Origin of the sequence: Simiaoa sunii, assembly GCF_014337175.1 — a bacterium.
Taxonomy (GTDB): domain Bacteria; phylum Bacillota; class Clostridia; order Lachnospirales; family Lachnospiraceae; genus Acetatifactor; species Acetatifactor intestinalis.
The window spans coordinates 1,125,307-1,141,955 of record NZ_CP060633.1 but is presented as its reverse complement, the minus strand read 5'-3'; the positions used below and the strand labels follow the sequence as shown (position 1 = coordinate 1,141,955).

Annotated in this window: 18 protein-coding genes and 1 pseudogene; 1 reads left to right on the top strand and 18 read right to left on the bottom strand. The window is 39.8% G+C overall.

The features are described 5' to 3' along the window. Window positions 1-49: 49 nt before the first annotated feature. The 15 genes from H9Q77_RS05355 to H9Q77_RS05295 all read right to left on the bottom strand — a co-directional run bounded on the left by H9Q77_RS05355 (window position 50) and on the right by H9Q77_RS05295 (window position 14,916). Entirely contained in the window at window positions 50-721 is a 672-nt protein-coding gene (locus tag H9Q77_RS05355; RefSeq protein ID WP_134523031.1) for an IS630 family transposase, read from the bottom strand. Continuing rightward, complete coding sequence (locus tag H9Q77_RS05350; protein WP_006855777.1) at window positions 691-1,200, bottom strand: helix-turn-helix domain-containing protein; 510 nt, start codon at window positions 1,198-1,200, stop codon at window positions 691-693. Before H9Q77_RS05350 ends, H9Q77_RS05355 begins: the two co-directional genes overlap by 31 nt. Before the next feature lie 78 nt (window positions 1,201-1,278). Next, entirely contained in the window at window positions 1,279-1,572 is a 294-nt protein-coding gene (locus H9Q77_RS16625) for an RES family NAD+ phosphorylase (RefSeq protein WP_283244807.1), read from the bottom strand. Then, window positions 1,532-2,302, bottom strand: coding sequence for an RES family NAD+ phosphorylase (locus H9Q77_RS16620; RefSeq protein ID WP_283244806.1), 771 nt, complete (start codon window positions 2,300-2,302; stop codon window positions 1,532-1,534). The genes H9Q77_RS16625 and H9Q77_RS16620 overlap by 41 nt, the downstream gene beginning before the upstream one ends. 41 nt (window positions 2,303-2,343) lie before the next feature. Further along, window positions 2,344-2,502: a DUF6037 family protein gene (locus H9Q77_RS16935; RefSeq protein ID WP_408641167.1), complete on the bottom strand. Its 159-nt coding sequence runs from the start codon at window positions 2,500-2,502 to the stop codon at window positions 2,344-2,346. Then, window positions 2,474-3,547 (bottom strand): 5-methylcytosine-specific restriction endonuclease system specificity protein McrC, encoded by a 1,074-nt coding sequence (mcrC, locus tag H9Q77_RS05340; RefSeq protein WP_249326749.1) that lies wholly within the window; start codon window positions 3,545-3,547, stop codon window positions 2,474-2,476. The genes H9Q77_RS16935 and mcrC overlap by 29 nt, the downstream gene beginning before the upstream one ends. After that, the gene (locus H9Q77_RS05335) at window positions 3,544-6,378 is read right to left on the bottom strand and encodes an AAA family ATPase (protein WP_249326748.1); all 2,835 of its coding nucleotides are present in this window, start codon (window positions 6,376-6,378) and stop codon (window positions 3,544-3,546) included. The genes mcrC and H9Q77_RS05335 overlap by 4 nt, the downstream gene beginning before the upstream one ends. A gap of 17 nt (window positions 6,379-6,395) precedes the next feature. Beyond that, entirely contained in the window at window positions 6,396-9,467 is a 3,072-nt protein-coding gene (locus H9Q77_RS05330; RefSeq protein ID WP_249326747.1) for a type I restriction endonuclease subunit R, read from the bottom strand. A 13-nt stretch (window positions 9,468-9,480) separates the two neighbouring features. Beyond that, window positions 9,481-10,239 carry a toll/interleukin-1 receptor domain-containing protein gene (locus tag H9Q77_RS05325; RefSeq protein WP_249326746.1) on the bottom strand — a complete coding sequence of 253 codons (759 nt, stop codon included), beginning with the start codon at window positions 10,237-10,239 and terminating at the stop codon, window positions 9,481-9,483. Next, the gene (locus H9Q77_RS05320) at window positions 10,239-11,516 is read right to left on the bottom strand and encodes a restriction endonuclease subunit S (protein WP_249326745.1); all 1,278 of its coding nucleotides are present in this window, start codon (window positions 11,514-11,516) and stop codon (window positions 10,239-10,241) included. The genes H9Q77_RS05325 and H9Q77_RS05320 overlap by 1 nt, the downstream gene beginning before the upstream one ends. Before the next feature lie 11 nt (window positions 11,517-11,527). Continuing rightward, complete coding sequence (locus H9Q77_RS05315) at window positions 11,528-13,618, bottom strand: type I restriction-modification system subunit M (RefSeq protein WP_249326744.1); 2,091 nt, start codon at window positions 13,616-13,618, stop codon at window positions 11,528-11,530. A 190-nt stretch (window positions 13,619-13,808) separates the two neighbouring features. After that, window positions 13,809-14,195, bottom strand: coding sequence for an AAA family ATPase (locus H9Q77_RS05310; RefSeq protein ID WP_249326743.1), 387 nt, complete (start codon window positions 14,193-14,195; stop codon window positions 13,809-13,811). A 24-nt stretch (window positions 14,196-14,219) separates the two neighbouring features. After that, on the bottom strand, window positions 14,220-14,420 hold the full coding sequence (locus tag H9Q77_RS05305) for a helix-turn-helix domain-containing protein (protein ID WP_117567822.1): 201 nt from the start codon (window positions 14,418-14,420) through the stop codon (window positions 14,220-14,222). A gap of 3 nt (window positions 14,421-14,423) precedes the next feature. Continuing rightward, complete coding sequence (locus H9Q77_RS05300; protein ID WP_249326742.1) at window positions 14,424-14,657, bottom strand: hypothetical protein; 234 nt, start codon at window positions 14,655-14,657, stop codon at window positions 14,424-14,426. Continuing rightward, window positions 14,641-14,916, bottom strand: a complete 276-nt coding sequence (locus H9Q77_RS05295) for a hypothetical protein (protein ID WP_249326741.1) — start codon at window positions 14,914-14,916, stop codon at window positions 14,641-14,643. Before H9Q77_RS05295 ends, H9Q77_RS05300 begins: the two co-directional genes overlap by 17 nt. Window positions 14,917-15,213: 297 nt before the next feature. Here H9Q77_RS05295 and H9Q77_RS05290 point away from each other — a divergent pair, with 297 nt between their 5' ends. Then, complete coding sequence (locus H9Q77_RS05290) at window positions 15,214-15,618, top strand: sigma-70 family RNA polymerase sigma factor (RefSeq protein ID WP_249326740.1); 405 nt, start codon at window positions 15,214-15,216, stop codon at window positions 15,616-15,618. Here the strand turns inward: H9Q77_RS05290 and H9Q77_RS05285 are convergent. From H9Q77_RS05285 to H9Q77_RS05275, 3 genes and pseudogenes are all read right to left on the bottom strand, one after another. Continuing rightward, a pseudogene (locus H9Q77_RS05285) lies at window positions 15,593-15,790 on the bottom strand (nucleotidyl transferase AbiEii/AbiGii toxin family protein); the annotation flags it as partial. The gene H9Q77_RS05290 and the pseudogene H9Q77_RS05285 sit on opposite strands and share 26 nt — an antisense overlap. Further along, window positions 15,787-16,380, bottom strand: coding sequence for a type IV toxin-antitoxin system AbiEi family antitoxin domain-containing protein (locus H9Q77_RS05280; protein WP_249326739.1), 594 nt, complete (start codon window positions 16,378-16,380; stop codon window positions 15,787-15,789). The pseudogene H9Q77_RS05285 and the gene H9Q77_RS05280, both read right to left, overlap by 4 nt. A 77-nt stretch (window positions 16,381-16,457) precedes the next feature. Continuing rightward, window positions 16,458-16,601, bottom strand: a complete 144-nt coding sequence (locus tag H9Q77_RS05275) for a hypothetical protein (RefSeq protein ID WP_249326738.1) — start codon at window positions 16,599-16,601, stop codon at window positions 16,458-16,460. Window positions 16,602-16,649 lie beyond the last annotated feature (48 nt).

Sequence of the window (16,649 nt, the reverse complement as noted above, 5' to 3'; positions counted from 1 at the left end):
TCTATATCTAGTGTATTGGCACATTGATTTTTAGCATTACAACAACTTCCTATTCGGAAGCTGTTGTAAACCTAGGATACAATGAACTCAACTTCACTCTTGCATCGGCAGTTCGGAACTGCCAATTAACTTTTGCTGCGACTGTATTACGCTCGACTTCCCACGCAGCTAGCTCTCCACGAAGTTTTGCAATGTTTTCAATCCTTCGTGACAAACACTGTCTGGTCATTACATTCAGTTCTATTTCTGCAATGTCAAGCCAGCTTCCATGTTTGGGTGTATAGTGAATTTCCAAACGCTTGATAATTCGTCTTGCCTCATCTGCTGGATACCTTTTATACAAGGACGCCGTTTTATGGGTGTTAAGGTTATCCATAACAAGAATTACTTTTTCTGCATCAGGATACATGACATCAACGAGATATTTTATCTCTTCTGCCCAGTCAAAGGCAGTACGTTGTTCTCGCACGCTGACATGATGAGTGCCTCCAAGCGGTTCGACAAAAGCAAATATGCTGCAGGTACCATTCCTGACATATTCCGAATCTGTTTTCTGATTGTCACCCGGACGCATGGGCAGTGGTTTCCTTGCATCGCCCAGTAACTGGTAAGGCTTTTCGTCCATGCATACAACTGGTCTTTCAGGATTGTATGGGAGTTCATATACATCAAGGACATCTTCCATACATGCTATAAATTCGGCATCATCTTTTTTGGGGATGCACCAGTAGTCGTTTTTGTGAGGTCGAAGTTTGTTTTTTTTAAGGCTCTTCGGATTGCCTCACGGCTGACCGGAGTATCAAGAACAATTTTTGATTTCTCTTCCAGCAGCCGGATGGTCCACCTTGAATGTCCTTCCGGCACCGGACCACAGGCAAGTTCAATGATACGGGCTTCAGCACGTCCATCGAGCACACGCCTTGCATTATCAGAATTAACATTACGCTTAAACTCAGTTACTGCATCAATACCACCCTCAAAATATTTTTTCACAGTATTGGTTACTGTTGCCAGACATACACCATTTGATTTTGCAGACTGCTCATGAGTCAATACTTTTCCGTGGGACTCATCCAGGTCAATAATAATCTGGCATCTGCATCGGATTGTTTTGGATGTTTTATTTTTTCGGATGACAGATTTAAATTCTTTTAATTCATCATCCGTAAGTTTGATTTTGTACTTTTTTGGTCTTGCCATAGGATATCACCGCCGTTTCTTTTATTGTACCATAAAACGGCAATAACAGCCAGAAATATTTAACTAAATATCAATATGTCAGTACACTAGTGTATTAACAGTATACACTTTTGAACCTGTAATATCATAAACTCTTGTTTTCGCATCAACATCAAAAAGCAACACATTTGTACCAGTTGCTGATACTGCACTTTTAAACTTAATTCCATCAAAACCAAGTCTTTTAATATATTCACAGAGAAATTGTGTCGGTGCATACTCTATTTGATCTCCAAAATTAGGCTTAGAAAACTCTTCAGAAATTCTTTGTAAGTCCGCAACTATAGAATACTCATCCTCCTTTATTTTTTTCGGGCGAATATGTAAAATCAAATATCTTAGCATCTCTGATGATTTCTATAGTGGCTATGTTATACATTTTCTGCATCTGTGGCCGCATTTCCAATATTGCCGTTTTAATATCTTTTGCAGTATATAAATAGCTTATTCCTTTTGGATTAGCTCTCCCCTCTTTTGCATAAGCATTCGGCGGAGCATCAGAATTACTTTTATCAAAACCATAGAAGTCCTTTTTATTATTCAACAGATTATCTATTTTTTCTGTAATTCTTCTCCTCTTTTCCTCATCACCACATAGGTAAATGGACGCAATATTCATTGCTGATTCATTAAAAATGTCAGTAGCATCAAATTCTAAATTAGAAAACTCATCCTTCATTATCTCAGAAAGAGCTATTACCATATCATTTTTAAAGAAATCTTGTTCGGTATAATCTCGTGCACGATACAAAATATCACCTTTTGATATAGTACACGTTGCTTTTTCTGCGATATCAGATATCTTTTTTAGCAATTCACTTTCTGGAAAAAATCTGTTTTTTGTCTTTACTTCTTCTGCAAAACTTTCCCATAACTTTTGTGTATTGTAATCAATATACATCAATAGGATAAACAGCATAATAAACCAATACGTTGTTTCATCATCAGAATCCTTAAACGCTTCGATATTTTTATATTTGGATGCAAATTCTATCATTTCTTCTTTCGTAGCAGATGCTTGTTCACTTATTGAATCATTTTTTGTTTTATTAATACTTTTCATTTTAAGCTGGTCTCCTACAATCCGAATTAGACTATCAATTACTATCGTGATGAAAAATTTTTTAATATTGTTTCATCGGAATAATAACAAAAACTGATACTCTCATCGTTACTAAAATAGGTATATAAGGATAGTCTTAACAGTTTGGTTTTATCAGCATTAAATTCGCTTCTATACCTTGCTCCTCTCCGGTAAATCAAAGTGTGTTTCTGCAATGGTATTCAGTTGCTTAGCAATATCCGAAAAAGGCTTATTCAAATCTAATGTCCTGACCGTAATCTGGTTACCATGCATTTGATACACATTATCCGGTTGAATTTCCTCATCCGTTTTCGCATACAGCAGCATTCCGGAAACCTTGTGATCTTCATCTCCAAATTCATAATCGCGATTCTTCACATACGTGAATATTTGGTACATATTGTTCGAATGGAGCGTGTGTTTGTCATACTGCGTTTGAGTTGTGTGACTATAATATTTCGCATCAATAATCAGTACGGTATTACCTTTTTGCAGATGAATATCACTCTGCATTACCGGCAACATCGTTCTGATTCCATCGTCCACAGACCAAGGTATCTGAGAAGCACTGACTGACAGCTCAGGAAAATGCTTACTGTAATATTCAAGAATAAATTTCTCGTACAGCCTACACATACGTTGCTCATCCACAAAGGATGCAAGCCTATACTCTCCAGCATCTGTTGTGATAAGCATACCCTCAATTATCAGCTGACAAATACTTATAAGCATCCGGTAGGTCTGATTATTTCGCTGAAATCTGATGGATGACCATCGTATGGAGGTTGGCTCAAGCTTATCAACGTCAGAAAAAAATAACATCTTCTTTTTCAAATCATCTTTGTACTCCGCCTTAACCTTTGCATTTCGTAGCAACAACATAACCGCCGTCTTGATTATTTGATTAAGAAGATTATTCTCAGACAACTCATCATAATCACATGTCAGTAACTGCTTACGTACCAGTCGATTCTTAATCGTTTCCGGCATGTTAATCTTCCCGCGCATTACCGGGAGTTCCTCCTGACGGTTTATGTACTCCCGGTAGAGGCCTTGTTTCAGCTGAATTCCAATCCCCCTTGCAAGAATCGCAGCCAATAAATCATACATCTCGTCAAACGATTCAACTGCTACATCATCGTAGTTTTCCTGATTCAACGTTTGAAAAGCATAGGACAGCATATAATATATATTTTTGATGAAAATGCTCTTATCTTTCGTCATTGAAATACACCGTGCAAGATGTTCTCCCACCGCTGTAACTTTGAACTTTCATCAAACCAGTATTCACTGAGCATCGGCAAAATATCAAAATCAACAACGTCCTTCATCCATTCTTCTGTGCGGTCATCCGCATTACAGAAATAGCTATGCCCTATGCAGAAGCCTTTACCCAGAGACTTATCCTGAGCTATTTCTTTGTTGAGTTCCTTAATACGCTCAATGAGAGTGTTGAATGTTTCATTTGCAAAGCTATTCTGATAATTGATAAATCCCTCCGAATCAAAGCCTGGTTCCATATCGAAAAAGCTGAATCTACGTCTTAATGCATAATCAATCATTGCCAGACTTCGGTCTGCGGTATTCATCATTCCGATAATATGTAATCTCTTAGGAACCGAAAAGCTCAGGCCATTATATGCAAGCGTTGCTTTTTTATCTCGATAATCTGCCTCTATCAGCATCAGCAGTTCTCCAAAAATCTTGCTCATGTTTCCACGGTTGATTTCATCTATGATGAAGAAATAGTCTTTATCTGGATGGTTTGCAGCCTTTTGGCAAAAACGATAGAAAATACCATATTTTAGTTCAAATCCATTTTCCACAGGCTTATAGCCCATCATGAAATCTTCATAAGAATAATTCTGATGGAACTGAACAAATTCGATACGGTCATCATCTTTTTCACCCATCACAGAGTAGGCTAATCTTTTAGCTGCAAATGTCTTTCCAACTCCTGGTGCTCCTTGCAGAATAATGTTCTTTTTCTTTTTCAGAACCGCTGCAAGCCTATCGTATTTGGCTTCTGTCATATAGACTTCTCTTAAAAAATCTGTTTTCGTATATTCGGTATTGCCTTTCCCTGACGGAGCCGGATTTTCCTCTCGGATCATGTCTATGATAAAATCATATTCTCCGCGTGTAAGCTTAAACAAGCTGCCCTGTGTCATAGAGAAATATTCCATCTTCTCAAGCTCTGAGCATTCTTTCAACGTCGAAAAATCAATAGGAAAGGAAAGGCCTTCTACTTTTTCAAAATAGATTTTTTGCCCATCTTGCTCCGCACTAACGCGCAGAATTGCAACGATCTGCTTTACTGGTGTCGATTCATAACCAATTACCATATCACCAGCCTTAGCATCTAAGAAGTTCTGAAAAATCCTGCGTTTATTTCCATTGTCGTTATAAAGGGTATAGTCCTGAACCTCACCAATTGGCATACTGGACATACTCCATATTTTAGGATTTGCATTTAAAAACCAGTAGTGCAAACCTGATGTATCATTCTTCAGAAGTTCTTCTTTTGTAATGTCAAAATAAGGCTTTAAGATATAGTCTTCAAAGAGCTGTGTTTCACTTTTGGGAACAACAATGCAAGTCGAGTTCTCGTTTGGCGTCCACCACTTTTTATTTCCAGAATAGGCACTTGTATCACGAGACTCCGTAATAACCGTATAACTTCTCTCATACCAGCCATCCTGCTTTTCTGGATTTTCATTTACTTCATCCGAATCAATACGTCCCAAAAGCCGTATGCTGTTTCCACGGCACAAATAGAAGAAATCGCCTTTCTTCATTGTAGCCATAAAATCTTCGCCCTGAGAGACTTTTGATTTCCCCTTTGCAGCTGTATCCTTATGTACCACAATTACTTGTCTTTTTTCAAATGCTGCTGCCTCTACATCAGAAATACAGTCATTACCATGGCTTATCTTCCAGAAATTAGGCTCCAAATTTGCATACAAATTCACCTTAGACAAATCAACTCGTCCAAGAGCTTCTGCAAGCTCATCTCTAAGCTTCCAAATATAAGATCCTTCTTCATCCTTCTTGACAGCCTTGCCAACATAAAGAACCGGCCACCATTTACTTTCATCGTTGTCCCGCGACATGATTGGACAGTTTGTTTTATTTACAATCCTTCTGGCCAGCGCTGATGATCCTGAATTATAGAAATTCTTACTTTCACCGTATTTTATCGCAAGCTGAGTGCAGGTAGCCTTCCCTCCATAATCAAGAATGCGCTTCATTATTTCAAGGCTACTGTCTGTAAAAATATCCGCATCATTAAGCAATACTTCCCAATCATCGACTGATAATGCCGGAGTATAATCTGTTGGCCACCATTCATCTGATGTCGGTGCAGATTCATCTTTATTCAGGTATCGACTTATAAAAAATCCAACATCAATTGTCAGTGTTTTTAATTCTGGATCTGGATAGCACGTTCCCGTTATTTGTGATGCAAGCATATTTTTGAGTTCTTCATCTTGCTTCAACTCGTCACAGATTTCATTATAGAAAGCAAAAAAATTACGAATGTTATCTGCATACGCACCCTTTTTGAACGTATAATCGCTTTCCAGCTCATTAGAAACTGCCTTGATCTCTGTAAGTTTATAAATGTAATATTTATCCGGATAACGCAGCCACAAATAGGTGCATATTGCATTCTCATACTGATAATGCTGTGCCGCACCATTGCCATATCTTTCGAGAAGACTATTCGATTTCTGCTTGAAAGAGTCAACACGTTCATACACATCTTTGCCTTCATCAAAGAGCTCGATGAACATTGCTCTGACTTCTTCCTGTGCTATCTCCGCAAACTTGATAATCATTTTGGCCGGAAAGTTATTTACTGAAGCCAGCAGATTGCCTGTCTGTGACAATGCCTTTGTAAGCATTGCAGCAAAATCATCTGCATTTACATCCCAGTTCACCTGAAAGCATTTCACAGCTTCCCACTTATATTTTTCGTCTGGCCACTGTGTCTGTATAAATCGTTTCTTGTATTCAACTAGCGCTGACTTTAATCGCATTTTATTGAACATTGCAAATCACCACCTTATCATTTTGCATTCCGAAGGCTCTTGTATATCTCATCCGAGAAAATACCAAGAACCTGCCGCTTCATCTCATCATTGGAGAGAAGCATGGAGAAGAAGTCCTGATTCTGTGACAATCCCTCAATCAAAGCGTCATCAATATCATCAAAATAGGAAAACTCAAAATCCTGCTGCGTATTATTACGTGCGCTGGTCTTCAGTTTGTCTGACTTCATCAGAATATCTCGAATCTGCAGCATGGCTTTGACCACCACATCGTTGTCATAATTCTTACCGGTACGGCTGTTAATTTCATCGATGATCTCAGATAGTCTCTTTTCCTTGTCTTCTGTCAGTCCAAAGTGTTCTGCTGTTGGAAGCTTCATAACCGGATCGGCAACGAGATCAGCCGACTTATGATCTTCGCCCTTCTTCTGTACGAAATTAGTAGCCTTAATCTTTCCATCCAGATTAAAACCGCCGCCTGGATGTTTGATGTTAATATAAGCCAGCAGATAAGACACAAAGTTATATTTCTTATGTAAATCAGTATCTTCAAAGCTGGACACCTGCAGCAGAAATTCATAGAAGCGGACAAAGCTTCTCATATCAGCTACGCACTGGCGCTGCGTATTGTATTCATAATGTTCAATCAGCTTCTTGCTCTTCTGAAGGAAAAAGGTTAATCGCTGTTTCTGCTTACCATTCACTTTGTCGGCATACAGGATATCGTTAGCTGCTTCGATATCCGCAGGATCTAATATGCCATAAGCATCAATCTTAGCTTCCAGATCATATACCGCACTCGGTGTTACAGAATTGGCCAGTAATGTCGTCGTATAATATGGTGCGAAAGCAGACTTGATATCTTCATAGCTATTTACAAAATCCAGCACGAACGTCTTTTTATCATAAGGTGCACAGATACGGTTTAACCGGGATAATGTCTGTACCGCATTAACACCTTTCAGTTTTTTCAGAACATACATGGCACAGAGTTTCGGCTGGTCAAATCCGGTCTGATATTTATTTGCTACCAGGAGAACCTGATATTTATCCGTATCAAATTCCTTTGTAAGACGATCCTCCGGAAATCCATTCAAAGAGCTTTCCGTATACTCCTGCTCATCATCCGGAAGCTTTACTTTTCCAGAGAAAGCCACCAATGCATGAATGCCCTCGTATCCTTTCTTCGCAATGTAATCTTCAAATGCCTGACGATACTTCACTGCACTCTGGCGAGAAGCGGTAATCACCATTGCCTTAGCCTGACCGCCTAATTCCTGCATGACCGTGGTGCGGAAATGTTCTACAATCACTTCCACACGCTGCGCAATATTGGTATCATGCAATTCTATGAAACGTGCGATCTGGCGTTTCGCATCATTAGTTTTACAGCGCGGATCATCCTCAATTTCTTTGTTAATCTGATAGAAAGTTGAATACTCCGTATAATTCTGCAGTACATTCAGGATAAATCCCTCTTCAATGGCCTGCTTCATGGAATATACATGAAATGCTTCCTTCTGGCCCTTTGTGTTCTGATGTCCAAAAAGCTGAATAGTGGTAGGCTTCGGTGTTGCTGTAAAAGCAAACATTGATACATTGGCCTGCTTACCATTCCGCTTGATTTCGCTGGAAATCATATCTTCCACATCCGCTTCCGTATCTTCTCCGGATCCAAGCGTCATCGTGATGGCAGCCATATCTTTACCGGCTGTCGAAGAATGCGCCTCGTCAATGATGACGGCAAACCGCTTGTTCTTCAAATTAGCTACACTATCAACGATATATGGGAATTTCTGAATCGTTGTTGCAATAATCTTTGTATTGCCATTCAACGCAATCGCCAGGTCCGCGGACACACACTTATCATCCATCACACGGATGAGTCCTGCCTTGTGTTCCATACCCATGATGGCTTTCTGCAGCTGCCTATCTACAACAACTCGGTCTGTAACAATCACAACATTGTCAAAGATAATCTTGTTGTTAGCATCATGCAGTGAAGTTAACCGGTGCGCCAGCCACGCAATAGAGTTGGTCTTTCCGGATCCTGCACTATGCTGAATCAGATAATTCTGTGCGGTACCATTCTCACGCACATCTGCCAGTATCTTACGTATAACATCCAGCTGGTGATAACGTGGAAAAATCAGATTTTCCGAGCGCTTCACTTTTCCGGTTTCTTCATCGACCTTTTCTTTTACTTCCACAAAGATAAACTTGCTGATCAGATCGAGAATCGTATCCTTGGTAAGGATATCCTCCCACATATAGGACACACTGTATTTATCTTTAAATGCCGGATTTCCAGCTCCTGCAGTGACGCCGTGACCATTACCCATATTAAAAGGCAAGAAGAATGTAGCCTGACCATCAAGCTTTGTGGTCATATATACTTCTTCTAAATCCATAGCAAAATTCACAAGAGTTCCCGCTTTGAACCGGAAAAGTCTTGTCTTTGGATTTCGGTCAGTACGGAACTGATAGATGGCATCCTGATAAGACTGACCTGCCGCATTACATTTCAGCTCAAAAGCCATAATCGCCAGACCATTCAGGAAAATAACCACATCGATTCTTTCCTTGTCGCTGGCCCAGACCTCCTCCATCACAGAGAAAATATTCTGGCTGTATTTCTTCGTCAATTCCGGATTAAAGGTAGTCGCAGGCTTCGTATACATGAGCTCAATCTTCTGATTCGAGAGCTCGATACCATGCTTCAGAACCTCAATCAGACTGCCGCGTGTCTTCGTAGTCTCCGCATTGATGAAGCTAACAATCGTCTCTTCCAGATCAACTTTGTAAATTTTACGCAGATAATTCATTGTATCAGGCTGTGTATCGTTCAAGAATTTAAAGAGCATCTCACGATCCACGGCATAATAGCGGTCAAATTCCGCAGCCTTACGGACTACAAAACCATTGTCCTTTTCTAGTCTTTCAAGAAGAAATTTCTGATATTCTTTTTCGGAAAGAATTGATGCGTGATGAAGAAGCTTCTCTCTGTATGAAGCAACTCGTTTTGCAGAATTTTCTGCATGTTTTTCCGCATCCAAGTTCGTAATATCAATTATCGTTTTATCATCCATTGATTGTCCCTCCTTACTCGCTTTGCAGCCGTTTGATTAGTTGACGTGCAAAAAGCAAAGCAATCTGGTCGCAACTGTACTTGGATGAATCAATCGCTTGTATATCCGCTATAGATGGGTACTTTTCTTGTAACTGTGAAACCGTAATGTTGTGCAAAATCGGAAGAATCAGCTTTTGACCATTTCTATTCTGTCTATTTAAAAACTCATTCAATTCACGCTCGGTCCACTCTCGATCAAAGAAATTTTCCGAAATAACGATAATTGCAAACTCTGCTTTTTTCGTGCCGTTCAGAATACGATCCTTCCAATTATCTCCCCACTCCAAAGACTCTTTATCATAAAAAATCTTAATTCCTAGTTTGTTTAATGACTGATATAATTCTTCAATCAAATCTTCTTTGTCCTTGTTAGCATGGGAAATAAACACATCAAATTCGGGCAAGGTTTTTGCCTGATACTTTGGTACACTAACCATTGAAATTCCGTTCATTTTATTTATGAAATCTTGGTCATTACTGATACTCTCCAAACATCCAACGAGATTTTTGTAAGCATCCCGATTTCTATGAAACAGGAGTATTTTCATGCGGTCGCCTAATGGATGTTCTTTAAGATAATTATTGTAAAAAATCTCTACATCATTGATCCATACTTCACTCGGACGATTATATTCGTTTATATCCGTACCAATTGCCGCTGCATTAATTGGGCTTTTAATAGAATGAGTCCTTTCTAGCAGATTATTAAGTTGTTCTTCAAAAGTAGCCATTAGACAACCTCCTTCTTCCCAGTTACATACTCAAAGATGAGTGATTTCTTGTATTCGTCAAGCGTTGCAAGCTGTGATTTTTTTGTTTCAACAACGGCATCAATTTCACTACACTTGGCATCAAGATAGTCTGATATTACCATTTGCTCTTTCAATGGTGGCACAAGAATCTTGATTTTGCTCATTACCTCTTGGGTTAAATGTGGAACACCCATCCCGTTATAGAGTAACAACACAAAGTTATTGAAAACAGCACTTTGCAAATAATAACACACATATCTATAATCCAGATTTTTGCTTGGTGTAATCACTGCAATCGAACTGTTAGGGGCTGTACCTCCCATAGGCAAATCATCGACCCTCGCACATTTTCCTACACCAGCACCATCCTTTACAATTAGCACATCTCCACTATGAAGTTTAATTTCTGGCGATTCGTCAAATCTTTCCTTTGTAATGTAATTCAAAGGCGTCCACACCAATTTTCCATTTTGAATATTAAATGCAGAAATAAAGGCATATCCTTCATCGACATATTCATCTGCCTTTAACCCACGCCATCCTAAACGAGCCCTAATATAGCATTCATAACACAATCTTGTTGTTTTCCAGTGAGAAGGAGTCCCTCCAGCCCCATCAATCCCGCTGTCCTTCATCTCGGCATCGAGATTCAGCCCTTTGGTAACAGTTTCGGTGATGACCGACCGTTTGTACTGCTCCAGCGTGTCGATCTGGGTTTGTATGTCGGCAGTCAACGCATCAATTTCAGTGCATTGGGCATCGAGAAAAGTGGCAATTTTCTTTTGCTCTTGGAGCGGTGGGACAGGAATCATTATCTTTTTCATATCCTGCCAGCCTGTTGTCCAAAGATCATCGACTATGCCATGTCCCCATTTATAAAATTCATCGGCAAATTGAGTTGTATGAAATAGCCAGTTATAGTAGTTCGGATTCATTTCGCCTAATGGCGCTAAAATCGTATTGATAAGTGAAACTGAACCATCATATTCGGAAATACCACATGATCCTCTGCGATCAGACCTACTATTAATAGCAAAGTCACCTTTTCTTACCAGTTTTCGATCGTCATGCGCATTGGTTTTTGCTGCTGTTTCTAACTGTGGAACAATTCCATTCATTGTAACCGATAACGGCATATAGTCTTTATCGCTTACTTTTGTGTTTCTAATTTTATAAAGGCTTGCAATTCTCGATAATCCCCAGGACACAGGAAGTTCTCCAAGCCATTGTTCAAAACTGTTTTTCATTTTCCTCATATTGCACCGCCTTACTCAAACAGCTTAGCTACGCGTTCAGACGCAGAAAGTTCAAGTTCCATAAACTTTGCTTCCAGTTCTTCACTTGGCGTTGATGCCTGATATTTATAAAAATAACGTGTAAACGGAATCTCCGCCCCAGTTTTAATAACAGGCTTTTTCTTTCCGAGGTCTTCTTCAAAGAAAGCTGTAGCATCCGGAATATGCGGCAGAACCTCACGAGCCATATAATCCTCGATGTTTTCTTCCCATTTCACCAGCTCTGTATCTTTGGTTTCCTTATCATAGAGAATATTGCCTTTTTTGTCTTTCTGAATTTCAGCATCCTTATCCATGACAGACAAACCATCCTCAACCTTATCAAGCAACTTCTTATCTGCTGTTGCATTGGCAAGAACCTTTGTCAGAACCGGCATAAATGCTTTCGGTGAATCATAAACCTGCTCTGATATTGCCGCCTGCAGCGCCGCAATGATTGCTTCATAGAGTGGCTGGTTATTCTGATAAACCTCCAACTTCTTTAAATCCTTACCGGACAGCTCTTCCATATTCTCCAGTTCATCCACCTTTGCCTGGTCGTAAAGGGAAGAAAGAGAGCCTTTTGACAGCATTGCTTCAATTCTATCTTCTGTAATGGCATAGCTTCTCTGAAGAGGCTGCATCACCGTGTACTCGCGGTAGATAAATTCCTCATTTTTATAGATCTTGCAATACTCATTTTCAGCGAAATCTGCATATAGCTTCGTGATCTGCGTACGATTTCCCGATGAAATCTCGTTTTTCTTATTGCCCAGTGCCTTTCTCAATTTTCCATAAAAACCAGACGCATCGATCAGCTGAATCTTACCTTTTCTTTCACGTCTCTTATTCTTAGAAAGTACCCAGATGTATGTAGCGATACCTGTGTTGTAGAAAAGATCCGTAGGTAGTGCAATAATTGCCTCAATCAGATCGTTTTCCAACATCCAACGACGGACCTGGCTTTCACCGGAAGCAGTTCCACCAGAGAACAGTGGACTACCATTTTCAATAATCGCAGCACGGCCAAAATTGTCGTCCATCTTATCTATAGCAGACTGCAAGAACAACATCTGCATATCGCCAGAGCCAGGAAGACCCGCACCCCAGCGACCGTCGAAGCCTTTTGTATATTCATCATTAACTGCCTGTTCCACACCTTCCGCTGCATCTTTACCACCCCATGGTGTACCGAATGGTGGGTTTTCAATGACGAAACGCATCTTGGTTCCCTTGAATCGGTCAGCTTTCATCGTGTCCTGATAGCAAATGTTTTCTGCGTTCTGACCTTTAATCATCATCTCAGCCAAGCAGATCGCATATGATTCCGGATTGATTTCCTGTCCAAACAGGCGCACATCCGCAGACGGATTGTAGCGCTTGATGAAGTTGTAGCTGGTGGAAAGCATACCGCCGGTTCCACACGCCTGATCCAATACTGTGATGACCTTTCCATCATCAAAGATATCATCACAGCCTTCTGCCAGCAGAATATTGACCATCAGCTTGATGATGTCTCTACCGGTATAGTGATCACCCGCCTCCGCATTTTCTGAAAATCTTCTGATCAAATCTTCAAAGATGTATCCCATCTTTACATTATCGATTGTCACCGGATTCAAATCCAATTCCGAGAAAGCCTTCACCACACTGAGCAGACGATTGTTCTTGTCCATTTTGTCAATCTGCTTATCAAAATCCAGGCTCTTAATAATATCCTGAATATTTGCAGAAAAACCCTGAATATAGGATTTGAAGTTCGCTGCAAGATGGTCCGCATCATTTACCAGCTCTGCAAGATCAAACTCACTGGTGTTGTAGAACTGATATCCAGATACACGATACATCGCCTTTGCCGGATATGCCGGATTCGCCTTGAACTGATCTACTACTTTCTGTTTTGTTGGTGCCAATGCACACTCAAATCTACGGATGATAACCATCGGAATGATGACATCCTTGTATTTGTCACTCTGGTAAGTGCCGCGCAGCTTGTTTGCGATAGACCAGATAAAATTCACCTCTGTAGAAACGTCAACAGGGGAGTCGTCCCACATTGCGTCAATTGTCTGCTTTTCAGCCATTGCTGTATCCTCCGTTCATCGGGATCAGATATCCCTGTCTAAATCTATTTTAATTCTTACCGTGCCCATAATCAGGACTCCACATTCATCATCATTTTGTAATGCTGTTCCTGCTGCATTGCCTCAAAAATCATCTTGAACACTTCTTTTATCTGCTCTGCATCAAATCCCGTCTGCATCAAATGTTGGTCTAAGTGTTTTGCTTTGATTCAGCTGCTACGGACTTCTTTTTATACTCTTCCGCAACCGCACTCTTATCAGCTTGAAGGGCCTCTATCTTTTTTGGCACTTCTATATTTGTTTCGCAAACGGTAAATACACCGGCCAGATTGCCATAGTTGGCGAAATTGGCATCAATAAATTCTGTATTGTATGTAAGCACATCATAGTCTGATGCTGACTTGCCATTTTTCCATTCTATTCCTGTATTATCACAAAGAGATCTGGCTATTGTGGATTTTCCAGCACCATTCTTTCCATAGAAAAAGTTTACGAAAGTCGGCTCAATTACTTCTCCAGTAAAGGTCGCATCGTTTAAGGTTATTCTTTCAATTGCTGATTGCATCTTTGGCTTCATAGAATATACCTCACCTCTTTTCCCTTATTCCTTGATTTTCCCTGTTCTAACCCACTCATCAACTTCGGAAATTTTAAACTTATATCTCTTACCTGCTTTGTAAAAAGGCAGCTTTCCTTCTTTTATCCATGTCCTGACGGTATCCTGGCTGAGACTCAAATGTACTGCTACATCCTCAAGGTTTACCCATTTTTCTACGTTCATTTCTTCGTATTCCTTGCTCATTTTCTACCTCCATTCATTGCTGTCTGCGAGCTGTATTACATAGAGAAAACTTGAATTCCCCCGCAGGCCTAATTCAAATAAAAGCTCATTTAGTTTCTGCTGTGGAATCGAATTCAAAAACTGATAGTATATCTTTATTCCTTTATCTTGAACTTTTATATCGGTGATAATTCCATAGTGAGCATAATGCGCTTCATCAGTTTTCCCATAACTATGGTTTTCAGTGGCTATTGCCAAAAGGGAAATAAGTGCCTCCTTTGTTTTTGCAGCTCTTGTATTCCGACGTATTCCCTTTAATGGTTGTCATCATACTTTCTAGCGGCTCCTGAAAATCAGGCACCAAGACCTTAGATAATCCTATCAATACTTCTGGTTCAGACAGCCCATCCTTTTCTCCCGCGTAATGTTCTCTTACTCCAGCCCGTGGCTTTCTATCCTCAAGCAGTAAGGTGAAGAACGTGCCGCCACAGAGTCTTATATTCTTTCTATTCGTCATTGATTGTCCCTCTTTTTCAAAACACCAACTCTACTAACTCTGCCAACTATGACACGTTAACTCAAGCAACTATTGGATGTCCTTGTGAGCAAATCACAGGGACTTTTTTATTTGGATGCAGGATTTTCTCTGGTACACAAATCAGATTAAACCCCAATAAACCTTAATAAAGTATATCACAATCCACACTCCTTTTCAATTGCACGCAACGTTTTGTGATGATAGGAAGATGAGAATTTCGTGATAGCCAAATGCCCCTACGATTGCTCAACAAAGCCAATCACAGGAGGAAAATTTATGGCAAATCACGAAAATCTTAGTACACCATTCATCTATCTTCGCTCTACAGGAGAGAAGATCTCTGTCACAAAGGAACAGCGTGATGCTTTCTATAAGGAGTCCGACCGCATCCGTCATAAAGAGCAGCACCATCATCGTTGTATGTGTAGCAAAAAACATCTCTGGGAATGCGATGGAGACTGCATCGCATGCAAATATCATGCAGCCGGAGATACGCTTTCACTCGACATTCCTACCGAAGACGGTGAAGTCAATATGTACGACTGCATTCCTGATTCATCACCATCAATGGAAAATGTAATTGCAGACAGGCTCCTTCTCGACCAGCTTTTTAATAGGTTGAGAGAACTTGATCCGGATGCTGATACCATCATTCAGCTCTCATGTCTACACCAACAATAGAAGCAACAAGCATTCCGCCTTTCAGAATAAAATTATTCCTGTATTCAGAAACAGAAACTCTTTCTAAGAACCTTTCCACAAAATATGTTCTAATTAATGCTTGCGCAACTTCACTATTCCCGCCGGACATGTTTTTTACTTTGTCTTTAAGTTGTTTCGCTGTATGAATCATACCATTACCTCCACATACATCATCACTTCATCCCTTACTCCAAGTTTAATCGCATATTCAATCAATCTTGAAAGATTCTTTTCCTTCGAGGACATATATTCCTTGATTGCTGTCTGATATAACTGAATTTCATATTTCTTTCGATCTTTAATCAAATCACAAATACATCTTTCCTTGTCATATACTTTAACCAAATTACCGCTGCTTGACAGGATTTCACAAGTTCCCATACCAAGAATCTCTGGGTTTGCATAACGAACTTCTTTGTTTTTCTTTTTGATATGTGTTGCATTATACCCGGTAGGAACATTGAAACAAATATGATTGTATTCTCTGTCGATAAGACCATGCAAATAAAGGGCGGTCTCGCCCGAATAAATAATATTCTTATTTCGTTGCTGGAGTACAAACAACTCATCTGGCCACACATTATCTAAGATATAAATGCCATGTGCCACTTTTTCCATGTCATGCTCTCTGACGTATTTTGATACAGATGGCTTTGATACACCTGATTCAACAGCCTTCGATGTAATCAAATATCCATTGTCTTTTTCAATTAGCGATTCCAAAATATCTGATGTTGCCATAGTTGTCCTCCTTATCCTTGATATTTGCTTTTGTGCTTAAATTATATTGTATTTAAGCGTAAAAGTAAATACAATCCTTAGCTTGCAGAAGTAAAAGATATTTCTTCTTTATTCTGTTTTTGTTCCTCCTGAAAATGTGCATGGTCAACAATTTCCATATAATTTTCTATGAAATTACTTTGTTCATCAGAAAGCTCAGAGCGAAATTTCTCATATATCATTGCAGATTCCTACGAATTTTCTTGTATTTAAAACGCCAATATCGGCGA